General features: G+C 38.7%; 26 protein-coding genes and 1 tRNA gene. 18 read left to right on the top strand and 9 right to left on the bottom strand.

Annotation, left to right across the window (positions count from 1 at the left end; translation table 11 throughout):
- Positions 1 to 95: 95 nt before the first annotated feature.
- On the bottom strand, positions 96 to 311 hold the full coding sequence (locus tag OQE68_RS09495; protein WP_180568847.1) for a hypothetical protein: 216 nt from the start codon (positions 309 to 311) through the stop codon (positions 96 to 98).
- 1,016 nt (positions 312 to 1,327) lie between these two features.
- On the opposite strand from OQE68_RS09495, the gene OQE68_RS09490 reads away from it, so the two are divergent.
- The 5 genes from OQE68_RS09490 to rbp all read left to right on the top strand — a co-directional run bounded on the left by OQE68_RS09490 (position 1,328) and on the right by rbp (position 5,425).
- Positions 1,328 to 2,134 carry an ATP-binding cassette domain-containing protein gene (locus tag OQE68_RS09490; protein WP_266195590.1) on the top strand — a complete coding sequence of 269 codons (807 nt, stop codon included), beginning with the start codon at positions 1,328 to 1,330 and terminating at the stop codon, positions 2,132 to 2,134.
- Between the two features lie 167 nt (positions 2,135 to 2,301).
- Positions 2,302 to 3,327, top strand: a complete 1,026-nt coding sequence (locus OQE68_RS09485; RefSeq protein ID WP_180568845.1) for a DUF2157 domain-containing protein — start codon at positions 2,302 to 2,304, stop codon at positions 3,325 to 3,327.
- Positions 3,320 to 4,441, top strand: a complete 1,122-nt coding sequence (locus OQE68_RS09480; RefSeq protein WP_180568844.1) for a DUF4401 domain-containing protein — start codon at positions 3,320 to 3,322, stop codon at positions 4,439 to 4,441. Before OQE68_RS09485 ends, OQE68_RS09480 begins: the two co-directional genes overlap by 8 nt.
- A complete protein-coding gene (locus tag OQE68_RS09475; protein ID WP_180568843.1) occupies positions 4,423 to 4,932 on the top strand; it encodes a GDYXXLXY domain-containing protein in 510 nt (169 codons plus the stop codon). Before OQE68_RS09480 ends, OQE68_RS09475 begins: the two co-directional genes overlap by 19 nt.
- A gap of 217 nt (positions 4,933 to 5,149) precedes the next feature.
- Positions 5,150 to 5,425: an RNA-binding regulator gene (gene rbp / locus OQE68_RS09470; protein ID WP_180568842.1), complete on the top strand. Its 276-nt coding sequence runs from the start codon at positions 5,150 to 5,152 to the stop codon at positions 5,423 to 5,425.
- A gap of 119 nt (positions 5,426 to 5,544) precedes the next feature.
- Here rbp and OQE68_RS09465 read toward each other — a convergent pair whose 3' ends face one another.
- Positions 5,545 to 6,783, bottom strand: a complete 1,239-nt coding sequence (locus OQE68_RS09465) for a multidrug effflux MFS transporter (protein ID WP_180568841.1) — start codon at positions 6,781 to 6,783, stop codon at positions 5,545 to 5,547.
- Positions 6,784 to 7,267: 484 nt separating this feature from the next.
- On the opposite strand from OQE68_RS09465, the gene OQE68_RS30805 reads away from it, so the two are divergent.
- Both OQE68_RS30805 and OQE68_RS09460 read left to right on the top strand, forming a co-directional pair.
- Positions 7,268 to 7,402, top strand: a complete 135-nt coding sequence (locus OQE68_RS30805) for an EAL domain-containing protein (RefSeq protein ID WP_180568840.1) — start codon at positions 7,268 to 7,270, stop codon at positions 7,400 to 7,402.
- A gap of 252 nt (positions 7,403 to 7,654) precedes the next feature.
- A complete protein-coding gene (locus OQE68_RS09460; protein WP_180568839.1) occupies positions 7,655 to 8,020 on the top strand; it encodes a cupin domain-containing protein in 366 nt (121 codons plus the stop codon).
- A 126-nt stretch (positions 8,021 to 8,146) separates the two neighbouring features.
- Here OQE68_RS09460 and OQE68_RS09455 read toward each other — a convergent pair whose 3' ends face one another.
- Positions 8,147 to 8,890, bottom strand: coding sequence for a carbonic anhydrase (locus OQE68_RS09455; RefSeq protein WP_180568838.1), 744 nt, complete (start codon positions 8,888 to 8,890; stop codon positions 8,147 to 8,149).
- A gap of 221 nt (positions 8,891 to 9,111) precedes the next feature.
- Positions 9,112 to 9,456 carry a hypothetical protein gene (locus OQE68_RS09450; RefSeq protein WP_266195589.1) on the bottom strand — a complete coding sequence of 115 codons (345 nt, stop codon included), beginning with the start codon at positions 9,454 to 9,456 and terminating at the stop codon, positions 9,112 to 9,114.
- Positions 9,457 to 9,701: 245 nt separating this feature from the next.
- Here OQE68_RS09450 and OQE68_RS30800 point away from each other — a divergent pair, with 245 nt between their 5' ends.
- Positions 9,702 to 11,057, top strand: a complete 1,356-nt coding sequence (locus OQE68_RS30800) for a tyrosine-type recombinase/integrase (protein WP_353620491.1) — start codon at positions 9,702 to 9,704, stop codon at positions 11,055 to 11,057.
- 54 nt (positions 11,058 to 11,111) lie between these two features.
- Here the strand turns inward: OQE68_RS30800 and OQE68_RS09440 are convergent, their stop codons facing one another.
- From OQE68_RS09440 to OQE68_RS09425, 4 genes are all read right to left on the bottom strand, one after another.
- Positions 11,112 to 11,471 carry a hypothetical protein gene (locus OQE68_RS09440; protein ID WP_180571808.1) on the bottom strand — a complete coding sequence of 120 codons (360 nt, stop codon included), beginning with the start codon at positions 11,469 to 11,471 and terminating at the stop codon, positions 11,112 to 11,114.
- Positions 11,471 to 11,932 (bottom strand): SMI1/KNR4 family protein, encoded by a 462-nt coding sequence (locus OQE68_RS09435; protein WP_180571809.1) that lies wholly within the window; start codon positions 11,930 to 11,932, stop codon positions 11,471 to 11,473. The genes OQE68_RS09440 and OQE68_RS09435 overlap by 1 nt, the downstream gene beginning before the upstream one ends.
- Positions 11,907 to 13,673: a PAAR domain-containing protein gene (locus tag OQE68_RS09430; RefSeq protein ID WP_266195587.1), complete on the bottom strand. Its 1,767-nt coding sequence runs from the start codon at positions 13,671 to 13,673 to the stop codon at positions 11,907 to 11,909. Before OQE68_RS09430 ends, OQE68_RS09435 begins: the two co-directional genes overlap by 26 nt.
- Before the next feature lie 180 nt (positions 13,674 to 13,853).
- A complete protein-coding gene (locus OQE68_RS09425; RefSeq protein ID WP_180571703.1) occupies positions 13,854 to 14,972 on the bottom strand; it encodes a YaaC family protein in 1,119 nt (372 codons plus the stop codon).
- A 295-nt stretch (positions 14,973 to 15,267) separates the two neighbouring features.
- Between OQE68_RS09425 and OQE68_RS09420 the strand changes: the two genes are divergently transcribed.
- From OQE68_RS09420 to OQE68_RS09385, 8 genes are all read left to right on the top strand, one after another.
- Positions 15,268 to 15,843 (top strand): recombinase family protein, encoded by a 576-nt coding sequence (locus tag OQE68_RS09420; RefSeq protein WP_180571702.1) that lies wholly within the window; start codon positions 15,268 to 15,270, stop codon positions 15,841 to 15,843.
- A 98-nt stretch (positions 15,844 to 15,941) separates the two neighbouring features.
- A complete protein-coding gene (locus OQE68_RS09415) occupies positions 15,942 to 16,427 on the top strand; it encodes a transcriptional regulator (RefSeq protein WP_180571701.1) in 486 nt (161 codons plus the stop codon).
- Between the two features lie 110 nt (positions 16,428 to 16,537).
- Complete coding sequence (locus OQE68_RS09410; RefSeq protein WP_180571700.1) at positions 16,538 to 16,732, top strand: hypothetical protein; 195 nt, start codon at positions 16,538 to 16,540, stop codon at positions 16,730 to 16,732.
- A 183-nt stretch (positions 16,733 to 16,915) separates the two neighbouring features.
- On the top strand, positions 16,916 to 17,692 hold the full coding sequence (locus tag OQE68_RS09405) for a BRO family protein (RefSeq protein ID WP_266195586.1): 777 nt from the start codon (positions 16,916 to 16,918) through the stop codon (positions 17,690 to 17,692).
- Between the two features lie 255 nt (positions 17,693 to 17,947).
- Positions 17,948 to 18,916: a BRO family protein gene (locus OQE68_RS09400; RefSeq protein WP_266195585.1), complete on the top strand. Its 969-nt coding sequence runs from the start codon at positions 17,948 to 17,950 to the stop codon at positions 18,914 to 18,916.
- A gap of 154 nt (positions 18,917 to 19,070) precedes the next feature.
- Positions 19,071 to 19,475, top strand: coding sequence for a hypothetical protein (locus OQE68_RS09395; protein WP_180571567.1), 405 nt, complete (start codon positions 19,071 to 19,073; stop codon positions 19,473 to 19,475).
- 128 nt (positions 19,476 to 19,603) lie between these two features.
- Entirely contained in the window at positions 19,604 to 20,128 is a 525-nt protein-coding gene (locus OQE68_RS09390; protein WP_180571566.1) for an RDD family protein, read from the top strand.
- A 1,603-nt stretch (positions 20,129 to 21,731) separates the two neighbouring features.
- Positions 21,732 to 22,091: a hypothetical protein gene (locus tag OQE68_RS09385; protein WP_180571565.1), complete on the top strand. Its 360-nt coding sequence runs from the start codon at positions 21,732 to 21,734 to the stop codon at positions 22,089 to 22,091.
- Between the two features lie 68 nt (positions 22,092 to 22,159).
- Here the strand turns inward: OQE68_RS09385 and OQE68_RS09380 are convergent.
- Positions 22,160 to 22,257, bottom strand: a tRNA-Gly gene (locus OQE68_RS09380).
- Between the two features lie 145 nt (positions 22,258 to 22,402).
- On the opposite strand from OQE68_RS09380, the gene OQE68_RS09375 reads away from it, so the two are divergent.
- Positions 22,403 to 22,780 carry a hypothetical protein gene (locus tag OQE68_RS09375; protein WP_180571564.1) on the top strand — a complete coding sequence of 126 codons (378 nt, stop codon included), beginning with the start codon at positions 22,403 to 22,405 and terminating at the stop codon, positions 22,778 to 22,780.
- Positions 22,781 to 23,452: 672 nt separating this feature from the next.
- Positions 23,453 to 24,721, top strand: a complete 1,269-nt coding sequence (locus tag OQE68_RS09370) for a hypothetical protein (RefSeq protein ID WP_266195584.1) — start codon at positions 23,453 to 23,455, stop codon at positions 24,719 to 24,721.
- Positions 24,722 to 25,020 lie beyond the last annotated feature (299 nt).

The following is a 25,020-nucleotide window of genomic DNA, read 5'->3' as shown; positions in this document are numbered from 1 at the left end:
AAACCAGTAAATTTAGCTAAGATAGGGTATTTTGGTTTTATATTTGTAAATAATTTGTATATATAATAAAGTATCAATTTTCTTAACTAACAAAGTTATTGATTAAACCAGGTATCTTTTCCTTTGATAAATGAGTCTGATGACTCCATTGGTTCTAACTCCCAGTTTGGAGTATCTTTACTAATATTGCTTTTAAAGTGACAGGTAGGGCAGCCAATAATTTCGAAATCAATTTTGTTTACTGGACTTGAGCAGTTAGGGCAAATTACCTCCGGCTCATATTCTTTATTTAATTTCTTGTCGTCTAACATAAGAATCTCCTCCCTATTATGAATAGTAATAACTTATATGGGAAGTTAAGTTGTATTGCTATTCGAAAATGGCTTTTAAAGCTTGTTTCTATAATTTTTTGCTGCCTCCATTTTCTATAAGCTTAACCTGAATTGTGTTTTAATTTATTTGAGCTTGTTTTTTGTTGTTTTGATTTTGAGCAATCTTTTTATCATCTTTGATAGTAAAAACAAAGTTTTTAGGTTGATTAGGTGGTCAATTAAACACTATGCATGCAAAGAAGTTGTTATAAAACAATAGGATAAATATATTCATATAGTGTAGAAGTTTATGTTTGGGAATATCTATAACAAAAAAATATATGAAGATTATTTAAATAACTATAATGAAATATAAAAATTTGAGTTAAATAACTTGCCAGCTATTGAACTATTTTTTCTTGGACTGGATTGTAACTAGTACCAGTATAGCCATATAAGTTGTTTTAATTTGTATATTCATGTGGTCGTTTCAGGAGTAAAAGTAATAGCTTTATTGAATAATAGATCATATTGTGATAATTCCTGATCTTTACTTGTCTTGTGAAAGCGTATAGGATTTTTTAAAAACAGGTTAACGATTTAAGAGTGGCGGATTCAACTAACAAGTGCAACTCCGCTTTTTAAATTCCCTACTGACGCAATGTTCTGGCAAGAGATCGACTCATCATCTCTTCAGGTGTTTTATATCCAAGTGTTTTACGAGGCCTATTGTTAAGTTGTTAATTTAGCAATTTCACTATATTTTCGTCATCAAATGCTTGATGTAAGTACTAATATCACGATGAGAATAAAACAGTTTTTCTTTAAGCACCTATATAGTAAAGAGCCTGAATTTTTTGCTAACCACTTTCCAGGCGAAATATATCAGCGCTCAACAGAATTTGAACGCTATACACAATTTTGGTTTTCTTTGATCAATCAAGCTTTTGACTCACTGTTATTTGCTATTGCTGCCGCGCTTACAATTTTTTTAATTAGTCCATTAATTGGCTTTTATGAGCTTAATGTCAGGAATTTTAGTAACAGCTTTGGAGCAAATGGTTGCACAGTTTAAAGAGTACCTGGAAATGGAGGCAATTACTTACCGTGTAGCAGAAGTGATTGAAACTAAGCAGCCAATACCCAAACCAACAATTAGTATAAATGCTTCAAAACTAATACGTAAAAATGAATCTAATATAAGTACTAAACCATGTGTATTAACAATGGATAATGTAACTTATCGTTTTTCTGAACAGACAGAACCTATTATTTCTGGTACTTCCTTTGAGGTCAAACAAGGAGAGATTTTTAGTTTAGTGGGTAATAGTGGTTGTGGCAAAACGACCTGCTTAGAAGTACTAACTGGCCGGCGTATAGTAACTACAGGTCAAGTTAAATTTTTAGGTGTACCTGTATCTGGCCGAGTTTCATGTGGTTATGTATTTGCTGATGATGAGTTTATTACTGGCTCAGTAACAAATTTTGTTAGCAGCTATGGTAAAGCCAATAAAGATAAAGTGCTAAATGTACTTAAGTTAGTAGAACTAGAAAGAAGACTAGGCTTTTATGTGGATGAAAATCCTCCTTATATATTGTCTAAACATGATTTAAGCCGTGGTGAAATTCAGCGACTAATGCTAGCAATGGCTTTATCTCGTTCACAGGATTGTATTATTTTTGATGAAGCATTTAGTCATATTGGCTTAGAGCAAAGTCAACGAATAATTACAAGATTAAAAAAATTAGGAACAACTTTAATTATGGCAACCCATCGTCCAGAAATTCAAAAATTGTCTGACAAAATATATCAGATGCCCTAAAAGTTATCAGAAGTATCAAATCTATACTTAGCCAAGTACTAAAATTCAATACTTTGATAGTAAAGAAGTGAAGCTTTGCTGATCCTGTTATAGTTACATTGGTATGGTTATTAAAAGTATCTCATGCTTTGGGTACCATTCTATTGAAAACTAACTAGGCGCAGTAGATGGAAAAAGAAGAGTTAATTGCTAGAACTGACCTGGCAACTATACCAGCTAATCGTCGTTTGGTGGACGAGCTCTACGCTCACGGTTATCTAACTGCTGAAGGCAAAGCTTATGCATTGAACTTGCTACATCCTCATAACCAGTGGGGTTTGTGGGTATCAAGACTACTGCTTATCTTGGGTACAGCTTTGGTGCTTGCTGGGGTGATTTACTTTTTTGCTTTTAACTGGGCCAGGTTAACACCAATAATTAAATTTACAACAATTCAAACAGGATTAGTTGGATGTTTAATCGCTGCTTATAGTTATTCACTGCAAAAACTTGTCGGGAAAATATTTCTATTAGCAGCTTCGGTGTTGGTAGGTGTATTTCTAGCGGTATTTGGTCAGGTTTATCAAACAGGTGCTGATGCTTATCAGTTATTTATGGGGTGGGCGTTATTAACCCTTGGCTGGACTATTATTGCTAACTTCTCTGTACAATGGCTACTTTGGTTAATAATTTGTAATATCTTTGTCTTATTGTGGTGGGAGCAATCAGCTTTACCTTCCCGTTCAATGGAAGACCTGCTGTATAGTTTACTACTAGGCATTAATGGACTTGCCTTAGCCTTGAGAGAATACGCTGCTCAACATAACTATAACTGGCTATCAGCTCAGTGGCTTAGAGCTATTCTAGTAATAGCTTTATCTATATTCTTGGCTATCCCAATTGAGTACTGCATTATTGATCCTGGCTCAGCGCATGTCTCCACTTATATTAGTGCACTATTTGGTGGTGTCGCTTTGGTTGGTGGTTTTTGGGTATACCGTTTTATATTGTTTGATATGTGGGCGCTAGCAACAATAGTACTTACTTGTTGTGTTGTTGCTACCACAGCTACTTTTAAAATATTTTTTGAACTTATAGGTAAGTATGAGTCAGTTACTTTTCTATTGATGGGGTTGGCTACATTAGGTGTATTTACTATTGCACTGATTTATCTTCGAGCTGTTGTACATAAAATGGAGGCTACTCGTGACTGATTTAACGACTAATCAAAATACTGGTTACAGTGCTGAGAGTTTGTTAGCTAAGTTAGTTGATCAGTCATTAACTATTGGCAACCCTGATCAGTTAAAGCGCTTTATAATAGCTCAACAGCAAGTATCTGAATTGCCATTATATTTACGTTGTTTGATCGGTGTTGGTGCATTTATAGCTTCACTTTGCTTTATTGCTTTCTTGTTCTTAGTAGAACTGATTCAATTTAACAATGAGGCTGAATTAGTGTTATGGGGGCTGGTATTCACTGCAGTGGCTATCACTTTATTAAAAGTTGCAGGTGAGGTACATAACGCCAAACAAAGCTTTTTCATTCAGTTGTCATTTGTAGCAATGGCTATGGGTAAAACTTTGTTTGTATTAGGAGTTGGTATTGCAACTGAGTCTGCATGGGGAGTGACTTGTGCAATATTAATAATTACACTCATAACTTATTCAGTCTATCGTATTTCTATTGATCGGTTTTTATCTAGCTTTGCTGTTTTAGCTTCGGTAATGGCAAATATTTTTTGGGATAAAGACTTAGTTAGTGTAAGGGAGATTGTATTTAATGTTTTTTTGTTTCTTCAGTTATTAATTGCAGCATTATTGCTTTGTTATGAAAAAGTAAAACGATCTTTGATTCCTTTATCATATGCCTTTGTGTTTTCTATCATATGGGCAATATTAATATTAATGGATACATCTCAATTTGGCTATAGAAATGAACAAGAACTAATTAGCATAATGTTACCAAGCTGTATGTTATCAATTAGTTTGATAGCTTGTATGGGATGGGTTGCAGGTAGCTTTTCTATGCTAAAAAGCGTACCAATGGTATTAGCTACTTTAGTTGTAATTATAATAGGTTTTTTATCCATACCAGGTGTTACTTTATCGATTCTTTTACTGGTATTAGGGTATGCCAAACATGAGAATATATTGTCTGTTACTGGGGTATTATTCTTGCCCTATTGTCTTGTAGTATTTTATTACAATCTTGATATTACATTGTTACATAAATCAGTATTGCTGATATTGAGTGGTTTAGTGCTGTTAGCTGGTCGTTTTTGTATCACTTATCAAGGGTGGGATAAATGCAAAGAAAATTATTAGTCATTTGTTCATTGTTGGTTCTAGTAATACTTAATTATGCAATATTTAAAAAAGAACAAACAATTGCCCATGGTGAAACACTCCTATTGGAGTTAGCGCCTGTTGACCCTCGCTCTTTACTACAAGGCGATTACATGGCTTTAGACTATGCTATTGCTAGAAAAGCTTCGACAAAAGAGTTATCGGCCCATCATCGTCGCGGTTTCATTGTTATTAAAGGTGATAACAATAATGTAGCTCAGTTTGTTCGTTTCTATGAGGGTAAGCCTTTAGAGGCTGAAGAGAAGCTATTACGGTTTCATCATAAATATAATCGGGTGCGTATTGTACCCCATTCATTTTTTTTTCAGGAAGGTCATGCAAAGTATTATGAAAATGCAAAGTATGGAGTATATAGATTTGATAATAGTGGTAACCGGGTCTTGGTTGGGCTGGCAGGTGATGACAGGCAAATGATTGAGCCTTCACTAGATAGGCCTAAAATAGAATGACTAGTGAGTCGAATAGTGTGATATTAAAATAGCCAATTCAGAGATAAGCATAATAGTTGCTATTACTTTTTATTATGAGAATCATATGGTTTAGATAATGAAAAATGATATACACTACAGTTTCTGGTTACTTTTAAACCAGAGGCTACTGGATAATTTATGCGTTGGTTATTGTGTAGCACTAGCTCAAGCAATGCATGTTACAGAGAAATGACAAATGAATATATATGTTGGTAATTTGGCTTATAGTACTACTGAAAATGACTTGAGAAAGTTATTTGAAGAGTTTGGTGAAGTTTCTACTGCAACTTTAATTAAGGATAAAATATCGGGTAAATCAAAAGGGTTTGGTTTTATAGAGATGCCAAGTAATGCTGAAGCAGAAACAGCAATTCGTGAGTTAAATGACAAGCCTGTAACTGGCCGAAAAATAAAAGTTAATCAAGCTAAGCCAAGAACTGAGAATCGCCAACAACGAAGACCAAGATATTGATAGTACATTAAGTTTTTTATATATTCTTTCAAGCTATAGCTGAAGTATAGGGCTAGCCTGTACGATGTAAGTTTTAACTTTTAACTTATGGTCTTTTGCAGGCTAGTTTTATTTGCTGGCTAATAAACCTCGGGTATTGGTAAGTTTTGTTTAGACCCTCTCTGTGAAAAAATTATGAAGAACCAGGCTAGGCTACCAAACAAGGTGAACCCTATAGTTAGTGGTATTACAGTCATATTAAAGCTTTGACCTACAATAAGCCCTAGTGGTAAAGAAATCAGTGTTGATATTGCTGAAATAATTGCTGCCGCTATACCTGCTATTCTCCCCATAGGCTCCATTGCTAACGCATTAAGATTGCCAAAGGCTAATGCAATCGAAACAAATCCAATCGTTGCATATATCATAAAAATAAAAAAAGGTGGCGCTCCATCAGATAATAAACAAATAATAAAAAAAACTACAGAACAAAATACTAATAGTTGAACAGCAATTAATGATAGTTTTTCCATACCATATTTTATTACCAGCTGAGCATTGGCTAAGGATGAAGCACCAAAAGCTAAGGCTAAGAGAGCAAAGTATAATGGAAACTTGTCACCTGTCAGGTATATGTCTTGAAAAATCTGTTGTGAAGAATAAAGATAACCAAGAAATCCACCAAATAAACAGCCAATAGCCACGGTGTAGCATAGGGTTGTTTTGGTGGCTACTACAGTTTTAACAGATTGAATGATGGTCTCAATATGGAACCGACTTCTTTTTTCTTGAGGTAAAGTCTCTCTCTGACGCATAGAAAACCAGACTAATATAATTAAGCCAAGAACTAAGAAAAATACGAAAATACCATGCCAGCTGGTAAATTGTAGAATTGCCTGACCAACACTAGGTGCTAGTGCTGGTACTAGAATAAAAACAGCGGTTACAAAAGATATGACTCTGGCCATATCTGTACCTTCGAATAAGTCTCTAACCATGGCCATTGAAACTGTACGTGGGCCAGCAGCTCCTAATCCTTGGAGAATACGACCAGCTAACATTTGCTCAAAGGAGTGAGAAAGCCAACAGATTAAAGTACCGGCTAAAAAACATAATAACCCTAACACTATGGCAGGTTTTCTTCCTATGCTGTCAGATAAAGGACCAAAGATAATAGGTCCAATAGCCATTCCTATAAACAAAAAAGCAATTACCAGTTGTGCGTCATTATCATTAGTAAGAGCTAACGAAGTTCGAATATCTGGCAGTGCAGGAAGTATTGCATCAATAGCAAGAGCAACTAATGCAGACATCATAGCAACCAGAGTAACGAATTCTGGAAACGATATTGGGCTTTGCGTAGAAAATTTTGAATTCATGTACACCTTCTACTTACTGATAATTTTAAATAGTAAACCTTTCGGTTATACCATAATAAGTGGATATTCGCTTTAAAAATATAAACAATCTATTGCGAATACGACTAAAGTTTATCTCGACTTTGAGGCTTATATTTATATAAAGGATATGAGTTTAACTGAAGCAGTGTTTTGATTAAGGGGACTCTCTTCTATATAAATATATCAATTTTAGCATAATGAAAATATATTTTATTGCTAAACTTACTTTAATGATACATGGTCGCTTTTTTATTGAGTAAATTTACTGGATTGAAGGTGTTAATAATTTTATTTGAACCTGATTGTTCATTGGTAGTATTGAGGTGTGCTTGTGAATTAAGAAGGCTATACCCGTCGCGAATCATTTTTAGGTTTTGTTATCATCGTTCCTCACCCCAATCACCTATTAATATAGGCTCATGAGGCTTCGTCACTTGATGGCCTCACCTAAAAACCCTACGCATTGGGTATATCTCGCAAGTTTCCATTTGACATTATTAAAGTAGATCGCAGCTTTATTTCTAACCGAACAAACTCAAATCGTGATCAAGAGTTGGTGAGAACTATTATTACAATGGCCCATAAACTTTTAAGCTAAAGATGATTGCTGAAGGTATAGAAGCAAAAGCTCAAGCTGACTTTGTTCGTCAAAAGCAGTGTGATTTGGGGTAGGACTATTTTTATAGGACACCCCAATCTTCTAATAGCTTCGAGCATCAATACTTTTCTTAGCTTATTTTTTAAACATTCTATTACTTTGTTGCTTTTAATAGACGACAAACCACTTTAATATATTACTTCATTCTGATGTACACTAAGTGGTTAGTTGAATCTGCGAAGGAGTATTTTGGTGTTTGTCGATAAAATTAATATACAAGAAAAATTTTTAAAATTCTCTGATTACTGGTCTCCCAAAGTGATAGCTGAGATGAGTGACTACCAATTTAAACTGGTTAAGATTAAAGGTAAATTTACATGGCATGATCATAAAGATACAGATGAAGTCTTTATAGTTATTGAGGGCTGTATGAGAATTGAGTTTCGAGATAATCAAGTGGAGCTTAGAGAAGGAGAAATGTTTGTTGTGCCTAAGGGAGTAGAACATAAGCCAGTTGCTGATGATGAATGTAAAATCATGCTTATTGAGCCGAGAGGAGTAGCCAATACAGGGGATGCTGGTGGCCAACTAACGGCCGATGATAATATTTGGATTTAAAAATAAAAATCATTCGCGAAGAGTATAGTTTTCAAAGTAGCAGTGAATACTATTTACACCATCTGTGGTGTTCAGCAATGATAATAAAACACAAAGCTGGTTGTACCCACTGCTACAGTTTAAGCACTATTCTAAAATAGTTCTGGCATTCAATGGTTGGACAGGGCGGTTATTAGATTGCTTTAATGTTTTTACAAGTTGTCTAGCTTGCTTTTGTGAAATTGTGATAGGTTGTTTTAATACTAACCATAATACGCCTTCAGAACAAGGTGGTGTGGTTAAAGAGCCATTAAAGCGATAATACTCATGAGACTTAGGTAGTAAGTCTGTAGCATTAAATGGCTTCGCTAAATTTTGTTTTGTATTTGCTTGATTAGGCATGGCTTGCCAAAGTTCTGCAAGCTTTTGATTTGCATCTCCATTTTTAAACATAACGCCTACAACAGCTAAATTACCTTTGCTATCTGCATGAACAAAGTGAGCTTCTAGCGGAAAGTGTTTGCCATCTATAGTATTTTCACTGGGCGAGTGGAAGTGAAACTGTTTAAGCTCATATTGGTTACCACTCAAAGTGATATTATTACCTGCTGGGTAATCTACTTGAATAGTGTGACCATTATTTTTGATTGTTGAAGCGAGAATATTATAGTTAAACTTAACTGGTGCTAAATTGGTGTTGATACTGTCTTTGATATCAATAGGTGACTGGTTTCTTCCTTGTTTACACATAATATAATGCTCGCCCCAGCTTGCGGGCCCATACTCACCTTTATACTCCCACTGACCACCATCTGTAGCATAGCTATAATTGAACAGTTGAGTTAAAAGAAGGGTAGAAACAGATAGCTTGTTTTTTAAAAGTGACTTCATTGGTAGATTACCTTGGAATGAGTAATACATGTAGGGTGTTTGTAGCATATTGAATGCAGGTAGTGAAACTTGTGGTTATATTGTGAGCTTGGTGTTTTATAATGCAGAATAAGATCGGTGTGAGACACAACTGCGATGGAGCTTCGCCACTTGATGGCCTCACTTAAAAATCCAATGCATTGGGTAAAGGTATCGTGTGGGAACGCTAAAAAGTCATTCTTTCAAAAAAACAAAATTCGGTTGGTGACATCATGCTTTTCAACTTCTTGGTAGTTTTGTTTTAGTAGTCGTTTTCGGTGCCAATTGTTGTATAGAGCGGTCCAACCAATGACTACGCAAAAAATAACAAAACCATCCAGAGTATGAGAGTAACCTCTAAGGATTGTAAATAAAGTATTCAAGCCAATAACTGCCAGGATACTGATTAGCCAATAAATACATCCTTGCACGTCTTGCCTGATTAACATCGGAATAGGGCCAAAAAAGAATACCGTATATGACATACTATCATAGGCTTTGGCCAGCTTACCTGAGTCAGATTTCAGTAGGTATTGAGTATCAGCCATTGTAAACCACCTACTCTGTGAGCAGTTGCAATCTCGAGCGGGCCTAAGATGAGCAGCTGATAGTCAGCTTTTTACCCCACTCGGGAGGAGGTTTAGCGTAGTGCTCCCTATCTGGCTGTTCAGCAAAAGGCTTTTTTAATAAGTTTAGCAGTTGATTGACTTCTGGGGGATTGCTACAAAAACGACACCTAACTTGCTACAAAATCGCTTTGCAAACATCCGTTCTGACTGAGCTTTCATGCTTGATGTTTTGCTACAAAATAGGGCGACGGATGCGTAATTTAGTGTTAAGAGGAAGTACATACCACTTCCGCAAGGTGCTTCCTGAAGATGTGCGAGGCACTTTCCGTAAGAGGGAAATAACTTTGTCATTACAAACCAAGTCGAGGCGCTTAGCGCGTTCTAAGTCAGCTGTCATGCTTGGTGCTATTGATACGGCTATCTATGAAATACGAGGCCTGTCAGACCCAGCTCAAAAAGAAGCTGTTTATAAAGAACTTGAAGGCTATTTAGATAAGTTCAGGATAACAGGTAAAGGAGGCATGCTTTGCAAGAACATAATTATACCGACAAAACCTGTCAGTGTGGCTGAAGAACCAGGGATTAAGTTAGAAGATGCCCATGCCCTATTTATCAGTGAAAAAATGCGGATGGACTGGACCGATAAAACTAAAGATTCTGGTGCATGCCCAGCTTTTAAATGTCTCATAGATATTCTAGGCAATATGGAAGCTAAAAAAGTTACCAAAAGAATTGCAATTGATTGTACTCGCCAGCTTTATGAGTATCCTGCGAAGCGTAATCAGGGAGAAAATAAAAACCTAAGTTTAAAGTGCCTTAAGAAGAAGGATGTACCTGTTATCGCACCACCAACAGCAGTAAAATATTTTACTCATATCTCTATGTTTTTTAACTGGCTGGAAAATAGAGAATACATTGATAGCAACCCATTTAGAGGGCTTAGACCCCGAGCTAAAAAAGCAGCCACAAGTAAGAAGGCATTCACCCCAGGTGAACTTGAAATGTTATTTAAGCAATACATAATAAAGGAGAAAAATAAAACAAAGGAATGGAAATTTTGGGTCCCAATGCTTGCTTTATATACTGGGGCTCGTTTAGAGGAAATAGCGCAACTAAATACAAGTGATGTGAAGCAGAAAGATGGTATCATATACCTCGATATTCATGACGACGAGAATAACCAACTAAAAAATAATTCATCCATACGTAAAGTACCTATACATATTGATGTACTGCAGATGGGTTTTTTGGCTTACTGTGAAAGTAGGAAAGATGAAACAAAGTTGTTTAACTTATTTCGTGCAAAAACAGGCCAATATGGTAGGACAGTAACCGCTTGGTTTTCTCATATTAAAAAAAGTTTAGGCCTTCCATCTACAAAAGTATTCCACAGTTTCCGCCATACCTTCAGGGACCTTGCAGTTGAGTCAGGCATTCCTAATGAGCACCTAAAGGCATTACTAGGCCACGCACAAGGCGACATGACACATGGTATATACGGCTCAGGGTTTAGCTTAAAGCTGCTCAATGAGAGTATGCAGCGGATTGACTATAGCTTTGTGAGGGAGCTTCTGGTTTAACTTATTCAGGCTCCCTCATTTAATCTTGAGGGGCCTTAAGCAGAGTTGGCAGTGTTAATTGTTTTCTAATTCAATAGCTTTTTTAAATTCAGCCAGCGTATTTATTTCTGCTAGTTCAATATCAAAGCTGTAGTCGGAATCAATAGCCCTGAGTGGTAGGCCAAGAGTTTTCGTCAGCTCTAAAGCAAAGGTTAGTGCCTCATCCCCAGTACTACTACAGCTTATGGTCTCAAGGTTGTCAGATAACCTAATTATTGTTTTTCTTCCAAAAGCTTTATATACACACTCAAAGACTGCGCCTATCATTTGGCCTTCTTTGGTATTTATTGTTCCTTTCAGGTTGGATATTACTGTAATAGCGTCTTGCTTATCAAAGGCAAGACCACCATTTATAAATAGGAGTAAATTAGCCACTAATCCAGCCAGAAAGTTAAAAATTGTGGGAAGTTTTCAAAGGTTTCTGTTTCTCTGTAGTCTTCTGCTAAATGCCGCCAAACCACTTGTCCAGCCCTTGGGTGACCTTCACAAAATAAAGACACATAAGACTCGCCGTTATCAAGAACTACAACTGCATTATGTTCCAGTTTCGGGAGGCCTTCAGCATAATATTTTCCTTCGCGTCTGTCCTTCGTGAAATCTATAACAGACACATAATCATTTAATTCTGAAGGACACACACCATTGATACAAATACCGTCACCCAACATAAAGCCAAAGCGCCGTAAAAAGTCAGCATAATATTCAGGTAATTTAACCTGCAAGGTGTTCTCAATATGTTTTATTTCTTCTTCAGTTGCTTCTCGCCCTAAGTCCATATACTCAGGTTTTTGTTGTAACTGTCGATAAATTTCATTCAAGGTTATTTGTTGAGTCATTGGGGTCTATGCCTCTATTTTCCAGTGTTTTTCTGTAAGGGTTCTTACCATTTTCATACTTATGCAACTTCTTAGTTCTACCTTGATGAATTTTCTTTTGAATCACCCGCAGGTTATCGTAACTGTTATCTCCGCCCCTATAAAGAGGCTTCATATGGTGAACTTCGTAACGTTTGGGGAGCTTACCTGTTGCCGTAGCAAGTTTTAGCTCCATTGGGCTTAATATTCGCTTGGCCTGATTAGACGTTTTTGCCCAATGCCTAATAAAGTCTTTTTTAACATGGTTATCAAACTGTTGTCTCTGTCGTTCATGCCTAAGTACACCTACTTTTTGATACCTGTTAACTTCAGGGTTTTTAGGCGAAGGTTTCAACGCATAATTAGAATTATTTTTATAGCTGAAAACCTGCTCCCGGATAAGCTTTTTAGTGTCCCCCTCAATGCTCATCCCATCCCGAGTATATTTATTTCTCCCTTTCTTATCGCCTTTCCCTCTGCCTCTTGTAGACCCAATAGCTCCACCTAAAACCCCCATTTCAGTAGCCATGCCCATGACATCCCCAGTCTCTCGGGCTTCCTGCATAGCTGCGTCAGGACCATACTGGGCAATGAGCTTTTTAATGTAGGCTAACTGGTTTAGTTGGGGATTATTATCGCTGGCGTCTCTTTTTAGCCCTTGCCTGACTGCTTCGCCCCTGTCGTACATGTGGCTATCAGGACCAACATATAAGCCTGAAGCTCCACCACCATGCATAATGGCCCAGTCTTCCCCAGCCATGTCCTTTTTAGGTAGGGTTTCATTGCGTTTTAATATGGGAATACCTGGATAGCCCCAGGCTTCAGGTTTAAGCCCTTGAATATACGTCAGCCACCTTATGTCACCTTTTGTCGGGCTAGCGGTATCAATAGGGCTGCTGATGCCTTGGTCAGTTAGTAGGGCGCTATGAATCTGCTCTAAGCGGAGTATCCGGGCTTTTGGGTCTTTTATCTGTAAGGCTTTATTACCCTGCTCCTGTATCCTTTCAGCGTAGGACACATCACTTTCACCAGGCCGACGGGCTAAGTGCATATCGTACTGGTCGTATGGTTCTATCTCAGGGTATTCAACGGTAACTTGCTTAACGTGCTCAGGCAGGGGAATGTGTTTATTGCCCCTATCATCCAAGTAGCCTGTATCAAGGAGCTGACCACTAGCAGCGTCTTTAACAACGTAGACCTCGCCAGCCAATCCCTTTTCGTTCTGGTCTACAAGCTGTATTTTTACCCAGTTCTTAGGCTTCTCCTGCTCCTTCTTCGCTTCTCCTTGAATAGTCCCATTGTTAACCGCAGCGTTAAACCCAAGGCCTGAAGAGTCCATGTCACCGAAGTAGTGCATCCCCTTATTGCCGTCTAACTCAGGCCTTGCTGGGTCCTGCTGAAAGGCGTACTTCATGCCTTGGAAAGCGACAAGATTAAAGTCAGAAGGGGAGACACCACTGCCACCAGGAGCACCTGCACGAGTCGTAGAGCTGGCCTCAATCACTCCGCCATGACTTGTAACGCTGCCAAGTACTGCAACTGGTTTATTATCAACGTTCAGCCAACCAAGGCCTGTCACGATGGTTGCACCGCAAGTTGTCTTATCGCCAACTCGGGCAACTGGGAGTCCATCTACAAGAGTGCTTGAGGAGCCTTCTACAACTGTATTATCACCACAGAGAGGACAGCTTACTTTGTCCCCAACCTTTGCCAAATCTGCCACTGCTTCTTCCTTACAGCTCAATGAACAACAGGAGCAGTGGAGTCTATCAGGGTTTTAGGTGGGCTTTGTTTTTGATGGGTAACTTTGTGAGGTGCTTTGGGTTAGGTTTTTTCCCATGAGTAGCTAATATTTAAAAGCCTCTTAACCTGTGTTGTTGGTAAGAGCCGATGTCGTTAAGTATTAATCAACAGCAGAGAATGGTATTACACACTCACGATTAGTAATCAAGGAAACTAAGTGATACAAGAATTGTGTCGGAGAAATTCGTACTAGCTCAGTGATAAGAGGTCTCATTTCACCTTTCATAACCTCTTTAATATCATGGGGCCTGTAACGTGCTGCTGAGCCTAAATAGAACATAGCTGCTAGTGATGTACATAAAAAATGCCAATTTAGAGGCTCCAAGTCGACATAGTATCTATAACCTTCAGCTCTTGTCAAAATAGAAACAATTTTAAATTGGTTATACTCTCCTAGGATTTTTTTATAAGGTGTATTTATAGATTTTTTAGTATATTTCTCGTATTTTTTACTTATATAAGTTATGCGGCCTTCTTCTTTTATTCCTTTAGGACTATTACTGTACTCAGCACTGTGGTCATCTATTTTTCTAAAATAATCTTTCCTTTCTCCTCTATAAAACTTTTCAGTTTTAGCTTTATTTTCCTGTTCTTTTTGGTATGAAATCTGCGTATACATAAGGTTATGGTCTGGATTAGTCATAAAAGAGATATTAATAGGCAATAATTTACTTTTATCATCATCCGATTCTAGATTGCAGCAGAGACCATGTATTTCAGGTATGTTTCTTAATAATTTGAGCAGTTGTATTTCTCCAGAATCTACAGGTGTTTCTAATATTTCAGCAAATTCAGCAAATATATTAACCATGTCGTTTTTTTTCTGGCTTATCTTTACAGCTTTCCCTTCATCAGTAATTTTTAATCCATGATGCTCTGTCTTTTTTTCAAGCTCAACTCCTTTAGTTGAAAGAAAACATTTAACTAAATTCAGCATACTGTAGTAAATTAAGGTAGCCTTAGCAGGTAACTTGACTGCTTTGGAAGCAATAAAAAAGTTCTCTGCCAAGTCTGCGTAGTAACCTGCACGCTCCCATTGAGGAAGGTCCGCTTCGTGGCTGTTACTTTCTGATTCCTTTGCTTTAGATAGTAAATAATAAGTTAAATAAGACCATGCATCCGATGATAACAAGCGTGCCTGGCATACATCGCATTGCACAAATGTAAAACGAACAGCATTATACTCGTATTTTAAGGTTTTATCTTTAGTTTCTGACATTTTATAGACCCTTTATAATTACATAAAAAATCTGTCAGCTCTTTTTGAATATAAGCTAAACCAAAATCCCCCCGTAGGGGTGTCCATCAATCTAAGTTTAGTCGTTACTAACCTTTCCTTTAGTCACATCTCAATGACATTTATTAGGCGTTAACCTGTCAATTAATTTGTAAGTCGGTTGACACCCATTAATTCGTCAATTATCGTGTACATTAAATCAATAAATCACACCTAAGCTTACACATTTGTAAGTTAATCAATTTAATTGACACAAAAGACACAAGGACAGTGAACTATGGCTTTACTTGGTTATGCTCGTGTATCGACTCAACAACAAGACTTACAGTTACAAATTGATGCTCTAATTTCTGCTGGTGTTAAGGGCCACACTGATTACCTCTTCACCGATAAGGCTTCAGGTAAGAATGATGACAGGGAAGGCTTGAAGTTACTCCTACTCAAAGCTAGGGAAGGTGACACGATACTTGTTACCAAACTGGACAGGCTAGGCCGCAACACATACGACATGATACGAATTATTGAAGAGCTAGATAGCCGAGGGATTGCCGTTAAGTTTCTTCATGATGGTATTAGCACTGAGGGAAGCATGGGTAAAATGGTCGTCACAATCCTGGCTGCTGTGGCTCAGGCTGAGAGAGACAGGATACTAGAACGGACCCAAGAAGGGCGCAAGGCAGCCATTGAGCGTGGTGTTAAGATGGGTAGGAAGCCCACAGTAAGCCAGGAGTTAAAGCAGCAGGTTAAGCAGGCAGTTGAGCAGGGGATACCTAAAGCTAAAGTAGCTAAGCAGTACAAGATTAGCAGGCAGAAGGTGTATGACATACTTGAGGAGCTAGCCGAGACAGCTTAGGGCATATACCTAATTTGTGGTCCATCCCTACTCATTACCTATCATTGACTTCATAATGTGGCGCTTTGAAAATATAGCTACTGTGAGGAGTCAATAACGTGGAAGATGTATTTAAATTAGTATTGCCATTGCCTGAAAAGGTAAGAGAAATAATTCAAGATGCAGGATTAACAAGAGCTGAAGTAGCTGAGATGCTGCATGTGTCTTCTAGCAGGCTAAATAAATGGTTGTCACCAATTGGAAGCTCAGGCGCAAGACGTATTCCTGATGGAGCTTTTGAGCTGCTATTAATAAAAATAGGTAAGCACCCATTTTATAGGACAGACAAAAACTGTAAGGATACAATGAACATTGAAGACATAGAAACAATTGCACACTCGCCTGAAACTCTCAGAGAAATAGTAAAAGAAGCAGGTCTAACAAGAGCTGAAGCTGCTGAGCTTTTACATTTATCACGCAATAAATTTAGTAGGTGGTTAGCTCCAGAATATGCTGAAGACCACCGACCAATCCCTTTGGCTGCATTTGAGTTGTTATTGATTAAACTCAACAAACACCCTTTATATAAAAAAGTTGAAATTTAATATTGATAAATAAAAATTTAGGTGTATGATTATTTTTGTCTTGGATTAAGACACTAATAACTTAGGACAGGAAAGTATTTTACTTTCTACCATGTAAGGATAATTACAAAATGAACCCTCACGCTATCTTTGCGTTTAAACTCTTTTCTTTTTCCTTCGAAGTAGACTCATTAACTACCTACTACATTAAACTAGGCCGTCTAGCTTGGTATATCTGTAAGCCCTCTGATGATGTCTTAGGCCGCTCTTTTCTTCAGCAGTTAAAGCCTGATGTATTGGACTCAACAGGCCGCTTTATTTACTGAGAGCAAGGCCCTGAAATAGCTTAGGGACAGCTTTTAATTCGTCTTTAAGCTACAACAGCAAAATAAAATAAGCTTCGCATGGACCACAACAGAAGGCCTATTTAACTCTCTTTTGTTGGGTCCACTGCTTATGCATTCATATTTTTTATTTTAATTATTTACCTCTGCTGTAAAGGAATAAGCATGTCTGTAATAAATACACCTATCATTAACGAAGAAATAAATACTTTTAGTCACAATGCCTTTGGCGAATTAAGAACAGTAATTAAGGAGGGTGAGCCTTGGTTTATTGCTAAAGATGTCGCAGAAATTCTAGATTACTCCGTAGCAAGCGCAATGACCCGCCATTTAGATGATGACGAAACTCGTGTGTCAACTAGACACATGAATGGAAGCCCCCGTGACTTAATAATTATCAACGAGTCAGGCCTTTACTCAGCTATTTTCAGGAGCAGGAAGGAAGAAGCCAAAGCCTTCAAAAAGTGGGTAACAAGGGAGGTCCTACCAAGCATTAGGAAAACCGGAGGCTACCTCCTAGCCCACCCTGAAGACACCCCAGAACAACTAGAAGCAAGAGCCTATCACCTAGCCCAGGACACAATTAAACGGCAGGAGAAGGAAGTTAAGGAGCTACAGCAGACCGTTATTTCTATGGAGCCTAAAGCACTCTTTGTAGATAAATATGTGATGGCAAAAGGCACCTATGCACTGAGAGACGTAGCTAATCAGTTAGGCATTAGACCAAACAAATTTAATCAGTTGTTGAGGCAAGATAAGGTGCTGTATAACAAGCGCGGACAAAGGAATGTGCCTTATCAGTATTATTTGGCTAGGGGTTACTTCTGTTTAAAGCTTGGCGTGGATGAGGAAGCAGGGAGAGCTTATCAGGGAACCAGAGTCACTAATAAGGGCTTATCCTGGCTCACCAAGAATTATGAGCACATGAAAGGCCAGCTATAAAATAATTATTTCTTTTCTTGGTCCACTTATTAATAGAGCCTCAGCTAATCCCTGGGGCTTTTTTATTTTCCAAAGAATGTAAATCTTTTCTAGCTAATGGAAATACAGCCCTTATCAGCCGTAGCCTAGAGTAACCCCCCATTATTGATAACACATCGCAAAACAAAACTGACCAAAAATTAATCAATCAGATTAACTTTAAGATACCTAAAGATAACTCTAATAATCTCCTTAACTAAAAGGACCTCAATTAAAATGAATAATATTAATTCTTCATCTCTAACAACCACAGCACCTATCATCATTGACCAAGTTGAAATAAAACAAAACGAGAATGGTCTCTACTGCCTTAATGATATCCATAAAGTCTACGGACGTAATAAACCTAGAAAACATAGCCAGTGGATAGACCGTAGGTTAACTCAGGTCCTAATTAATGTAATTGAGCGTGAGACAAAGACTCCCCGTGATAAAGTTATCTCAGGTCAAAGAGGAGCTAATAAGACAGGAGCAGGCACTTATGCTTGCCTAGAGCTTGTCCTTGATTATGCTTCATGGGTATCAACATCTTTTGGAATTAAAATTAAAAAGGCATTTGAGAAGGTAAATAAACCAGTTGTTGTACAGCCAGTGGTGCAACCAGAGCCGCCTAAAACACCTAGCACAGAGTTAAGCACGTTTAATCATGCCCTTTTCGGGAAAGTGCGCGTTGTTAATAAAGGTGGTGAGCCTTGGTTTATCGCTAAGGATGTCGCTGATGCTTTAGGTTATTCTCTACCTAGTGCTATGACCCGCTATTTAGACGAAGATGAAAAGGGTATGTCAATTAAGCATACCCTTGGTGGCCCCCAAGAATTACAGGCTATCAACGAGTCAGGCCTTTATTCAGCCATACTACGCAGCCGTAGACCTGAAGCCAAAATGTTTAAGAAATGGATAACTAGTGAGGTCCTACCTACCATTAGAAAAACAGGCTCTTACTCATTACACCGAGAAACGCAGACACATCAACTACCAGACTTCACCAATCCCTCAGAAGCCGCTAGAGCTTGGGCTAATGAGTACGACGGTCGCCTTGTAGCTGAGCAGAAGGTAACAGCGCTTGAGCCTAAAGCAGCCTTTGCTGAAGAGTACCTGGAAGCTGACCACAACGTTGCTCTTAGATACGCCGCACAAGAGCTTAACAAGCAGAATGAAATGGTTTACCAAAGTACGCGCACTTAGAAATAGTGGGTGACATACGTGCAATTAGGTTGCCTGCTGACATTGAAAAAGTGCTAACAGCCTTGATTTAGCTAACTACGTTTGGTGATATGATGACTAAAGTTTATCGAGATTTATAAGTGAATGCATGCTGCAAACTAAGGTGCTGTAAGGTATGAAAAATATTCTGGCCACATTCTTATTGTTACTCTCAACTCAAGTATTCGCCGGAGGGGGCAGTATTGAAGTTGAATTGCTGTCCATGACTGAAACAGAAGATGCAGAATATACATTAAAATACAGAAGTATTGAGTCAGGTGAAACTTATACAGTTTATCTGTCATACGACAAATGGGGCTATCTCTTTGACTCTTGGTATTCGCAGGATAAATATGCTTCAGCAATAAATTTACTTAAAAAGCAACTGAAACAAAAAGCGCCTGCAAGGTTTGGCTGGTTTCGTCGTTGCGTAGTAGATGAGAGCAAAAATATATACCGCAGTGATGCTCTTGATATATTCGAAGAAAGGAATGCTGATAAAAGAATACCGGTTGTCTATGCTTTTTGCGAGCAGGGTTAAATAAGTTAGCCGTAAGATAGAATTTAGCAGCAGTGACCCACCTATCATCTTTGCTTTGAGCTGCCTTGTTTATGTAAACCTGTTACAATGGCACTCTTTTATGTAGTGGTCAGAGAAGTAAGTTTGTAATGCAGAGTAGTAAAGAGATTTATCAGGCACCAGAAGCTAAGTTAGACAAGCCAGAAGAGGTCAAAGTTTACGAACTAGCTTCAAGATGGCGCAGACTTGTAGCTTATTTTTTAGATTTGTTTATATGTGGTTTGATTGAAATAGTATTGCTTGTATTCCTCGATTTCTTTGTACTTAACCATGCTTTTGAGCAGCTCCAAGAAGAGAATCCAGCTAAATCTGAGCTTATACTTGTTTTAATATTTATTCCCCTCTTTTTTATCATTAATGGAAAGATGTTAGCAAGAAGTGGCCAAACTTTCGGTAAGAAATTGTTAGGTATAGCCATAGTCTCATATACTACAAATAAGACAATCCCTGTAATGAATATTATTTTATTTCGATATGGGATTTTTTGGGCATTGAGCTTTATTCCCTTGGCAGGTGAAACTGCAAACTTTTTTAATATTGTAGCTATTTTTGGCAAAGAAAAACGCTGCTTGCATGACTTAGTTGCAGATACGAAAGTTGTCCGTGTACGTTAATTTCTAGGTGTAAGTGGACCACAACAGAAAAACTAGGCCTGCGTATAACGAAACGTTAGGTGCAAGCAATAACAACAAGCACAGCCAGAACACCTACTAACTTATGTCTATTTTTTAAGCGTTCCGAAGATTCCCGGAGCGCTCCTTAAGCCACTGCGGAAATTCAAAAGCAGACCACGCTACAGCCCCCATTCTCTCTAAGCTCATCCAACCGCCCCCTTAGACAAGTTAAAACCCCCTGCGGAATCTCAAAGCCAGCCAAGCTACAGGCCCCAGCCTGCCTAGCGTTAACCAACGGACCAACTTAGAAGAACTAGGCCTACTCATATTGTGAGTACGAAGGGCAGCCCTTTGGCACCTATCACTTGCCTGCGGAAATCTAAAAGCCTCTCCCCGCTAGGCCTTACCATCCCTGGCCATTTTTACCCCGGAACTTAGATAAGTTTTCTTGGCTGTTATTTGCCCTAAGGCTCGAAGATGAGAAATTGAAGAAAACCTAAGCCCAATAAAAAAAGGGGGGGATGAAACGTCCCATCCCTCGTATTAGGGAGCTGCAATGTCAGTAATTATTTATTAGGTTAAAGCCTAAGTTGAAGCCGGAATTCCGGCCTTGACGAAAGAACAGTCAATAATTCCAAGGGTGGAATTCCCCCCTTGCATTAAAATAAATAGGTAGCAAGTAAGTGAATGCAAAGGGTACTCACAATCTGCGCACCCTTTAGTCCCTTAAGCCACCCAAGCGCGGGCTCGCTGCTTCCCCGTTGCCTTGTAGCCCTTGCGTTATCTGGTCTGCGAAAAAGGGACCATTATTGATAAGAGAGGCGTGTTTACCTTGCTCAAAAAGTAGGCGCGGGCTCAGCACTTGCCAGCTTCCGTATAGCCCACAGATACCAAGGGCTGTGAATTAGGGTGGGTTATTGAAGACATGAGCTGTCCAATTTGGCAGGCAAAAGTAAATAGCAATTGAGAGGGGAATAAAGGCTAATTTACCTATCATTTTTCGTGGTCATTTTACCTATTAATTTCTCTCTTTTTTGGCTACTAATTAGCCATTATCACAACAGTCATAAGTTATTAAAAACTTCTTTTTTATATGCGGAAAGATATATACTAAAATCGCTACAGCTCAAGGATGACAAGGCCTAGAGCTACCCCGTCCCTTAGGACCCGTCGGCAAGGTATCGTTTGGTTAAAAAGTGTACGTAAATCTTGTCTTTCTAATGTGCCTACAGCCCAGAGCTAACAAGGGCTAGAAAAAGGGCGCCGTATTGAAGACATCGCACGTCTTATTCTTGGCTGAAATTCGAACAAATTTATAGGCTCTTATAAATCAACCTCAGACTCTATATAAGTCGCTTTTAGTCTTGCCTATGGAAGTGCATTAAGAAGGTAATTAAGGCCGCTCTAGAAAGCTATTAGACGCCTTCTGACGGCTATTTATTATAGGAGCAAAAAGATAGTGGACCACAAAGCTAAAACTCGTTCTCAAATGACGACAGGTCTTGCTTAGGCCCTACACGCTTAACTCTTCCCTGAAAAAGGGCAAATTAATTGAGTAAAAATCAGCAGTAAATCAACCCCAAAAAAAGAAGGAAAATAATACATGAAAAACAAATTAAAAATAACCAAAGATGACTTAAGCTGGTGCCTGGACTTCGATAAGCAAGGCCGTGTGTGTCTCTGGTCAGTTATGTCCTCTGCCACTGATGAAGATGACTACAGCCCCGACGCTTGGTTCGCTGAGGAAGGCCAGGAGGTAATCAGGGAGCTAGCCGAGGATGAGCCCTTAGATAAGCTCGTCGATTACAGCAAGCGCCTAGCGATGTACCCAGGCTTTGACCCCGTCATTCTTGACTCATTCTATGCGGATAAAGCAGTGGCCTTGAGCTACGCCTTGTGGGTGTCTCCTGTGCTCTATACGGGCTTGTCTCCATACCTATACGGCTTATGTAGTGTTGCTTAGAGAGGCTTATAGATGCCTTAAATAAGGCTTATTATTTGGGACCAAGAAAAAGGAGGATAAAATCAAATTGGTGAGAAAGGACAGGATTCGAACCTGCGTCCGGCTGTTACACCAGAGAGCGGACCTTTCGGCAGCCGCCCACCTTCAGCCACTCAGTCACCTTTCCCATTTGAGTAGGCGGGGGAGTATATCAGCAACAAAGGTAAACTAACACCTGAATATTAATTAGCCATTCGCCTTATTTATCTGGACAACAACTGCTGTATCCGTTAATACATACCTGACTTGCAATATAAAGGAGTAATATTTCAATGACGACAGATACAAGCAAGACAAGTACAACAGATATAAAGCTCAGTCCTGCTATAGATGAGCATGGCAACTTTGGCTTGTGGTCTCTCCTTAACTCATTAAAGACTCCCAATAAGAGCAATTTAGAACCTGAAATCTGGCTGGATGGACCTGGAGGAGAGCTAATTGCAGTTTCAGCAGAATACTTGCCCTTAAAATCCATAATCCACTATGAGGATGATGTAGTACAAGGCAGTCATGGACTGGTTCAGCGTGAATATTATGCAGCACCTGAAATAGCCCTTAGCTACGCCTTTTGGGTATCTCCAGAACTCCACAAGAGCCTATTTAACTGGATGAAGAGTTTTGGTAATAATCCTTATACCACTCTACATTAAGCAGGCCTAGAGGCAGGCACAAGCCTGTTCTCTTTTTATGGACCACAACAAAAGGATGGTTTAGCCCTGGGTCAAGATAAAGCTGACTAGAGCTGAACTTAAAGTCACCTATTTGAACAGCCTTGAATACAGCTCATCAATAAGCCTCTCTCTTTTAATCTTTTTTCTTGGTCAATTAACAACAAAGACAAACAAGCCAAAGGTAGCAGCTAGTCACGATGAGTTAGCTTAAGGTCAGCCTATGCACATAGATAGCCTTAAGTCATCTCATCACTACCTAGCTATTCACCTATCACTAATTAATTGAGTAGGAAGAATTAATAACAAAGGAATAAATAACTAAGACAGACTAAAGGTAGCTTTAAGTTATCCTCTAGTTACCTATAGCTTCTGTGTCTGTTATGTCTTATTTATTCCTATTAAAAGAATTACTAAGAAGAGAATAACTAATAAGGAATAAGTAACTAAGAAGTAAATAAGCTTAAGTAGCTAAGGATATCTATAGCTAGCTAGAGGTAACTTAAAGATATCTTTAGGTATCCTTAGGGATATCTTATCTCATCTTAGAGCTTCCCCTCGCTACCCGAACCGTAACGAAATACCCCTTCATAGATAGCATATTTCTAATCATTTTTATTAATCACTCAACCTACTAAACTAGGAAATACTTACATGCGTAACCAAGTAATAACACCCCATATCAAGAAGCACAAAGTCTTGAGCAAGTTGCAAGAAAAGACCTACTACAGCCACTATCCAGCATTGCACTTAGGAGCTTTTAATAGTGACCAAGAAAATGTAGTAACTGAGATTTTAGGAGGCAAGGTTAAAAGGCATCGTGAGAAGTATTTAAAAGCCACTCAGGCAATTATTTTTAATCTACACACCAATTCCCTAGCTAGAAATAAAATAAGCTCAGAGGAGTCTGTAGGGCTTCATATAACACGCACAAAAAGTCACTACAGCAACCAGTCAAGATATGCAGTTAAAGACATTTCTTATCAGCCAATGATTAGCTTGTTAAATGGACTAGAAAACAAAGGCCGTATACGTGTCCTGAAGGGCTTTAAGAGCAAGGGGCAAGCAACAGGCATCCCTAGTACTATTGAGCTAACGGAAGGAGGCCTAGCGTGGCTTCAGGAGCTTGTAGACACATGCTCACTCATGGAAATAGACCCAGATAAAGAGCTTATTTATTTAGGTGATGAAAATACAAAAAACATTGAGTACGAGGACACAGAAAAGACCAATCAATTTAGACAGCAGTTGAAGTCTTTTAATAACTTCATTGCTCAGCACTCACTAATATACACCTCAGCGGATGACCAGGAAGAAATGCAGCCACACAGTTTATTCCTGAAGTATCACCGAAAGTTTCACAAAGATTTTTCCCATGGTGGCAGGCTTTATTCCCCAATTCAAAATTTAAAGAAGGAAGAAAGGAGGACAATAAAGTTAGATGGACAGCCAACGGTTGAGCTTGATTTTAAATCGTTGCATTTACGGCTGCTATACAACATGAGCGGTTTAAAGAGTCCTGAAGACTGCTACGAGTTCGGGGATATACAACGAAAAATAGCGAAGAAAATAGCCCTTGTCTGCCTCAATTGTAAAAGTCAATCTGGTGCTCTCCAGGCCTTGCACAAAGAGCTTAGAAATGAGATGAGCTACAAGGATATTAAGCAGGCTGTAGATATCTTCCTGAAGGCCCATAGACCACTCTCGCAGTACTTCTTCCGAGAGACTTGGGCACAGCTACATTACTGGGACAGCACAATTGCCTTTAACGTGATGCGTACTTTTCAGGAGGACAATGTGCCTATCATTGGGGTGCATGACTCCTTTGTGGTCCCAGAAAAAGAAGAAGACAGGCTTTACATGGTGATGACCAGTAGATACCGAGAGCTTGCTCAGTTTGAGCCTGTCATTAGCAAGGAGTGAGAGAGGTTGCTAGGGGGAACGCTTCGCTCCTCCCCAATATTTATAAAGCTTGTATTGTTAGGGGGCGTTTCATCCCTCCAAGCACTAAAGCAGTGCCTCTAGTAAATATAGGGATTAACAAGGGGGTCGCGTTTCACGACCTCCCCTTAAATTCTGTCTCAAGTCCTCAGCTTTTTGTTTTGCTGTCTGTCTTTGATTACCTGTTTTTACGGCTAGGGTTTCTTAAGGCATCTTCAGGCTTTTGATGTAGCAAAATTGTAAATAAAGTAGAGCGATACACAAAAGTAGCTTCTTGTCAA

The sequence above is a fragment of the Spartinivicinus marinus genome (assembly GCF_026309355.1).
Lineage (GTDB): Bacteria > Pseudomonadota > Gammaproteobacteria > Pseudomonadales > Zooshikellaceae > Spartinivicinus > Spartinivicinus marinus.
The sequence above is the reverse complement of the archived record's forward strand: the minus strand, read 5'-3'. Positions and strand labels throughout refer to the sequence as shown.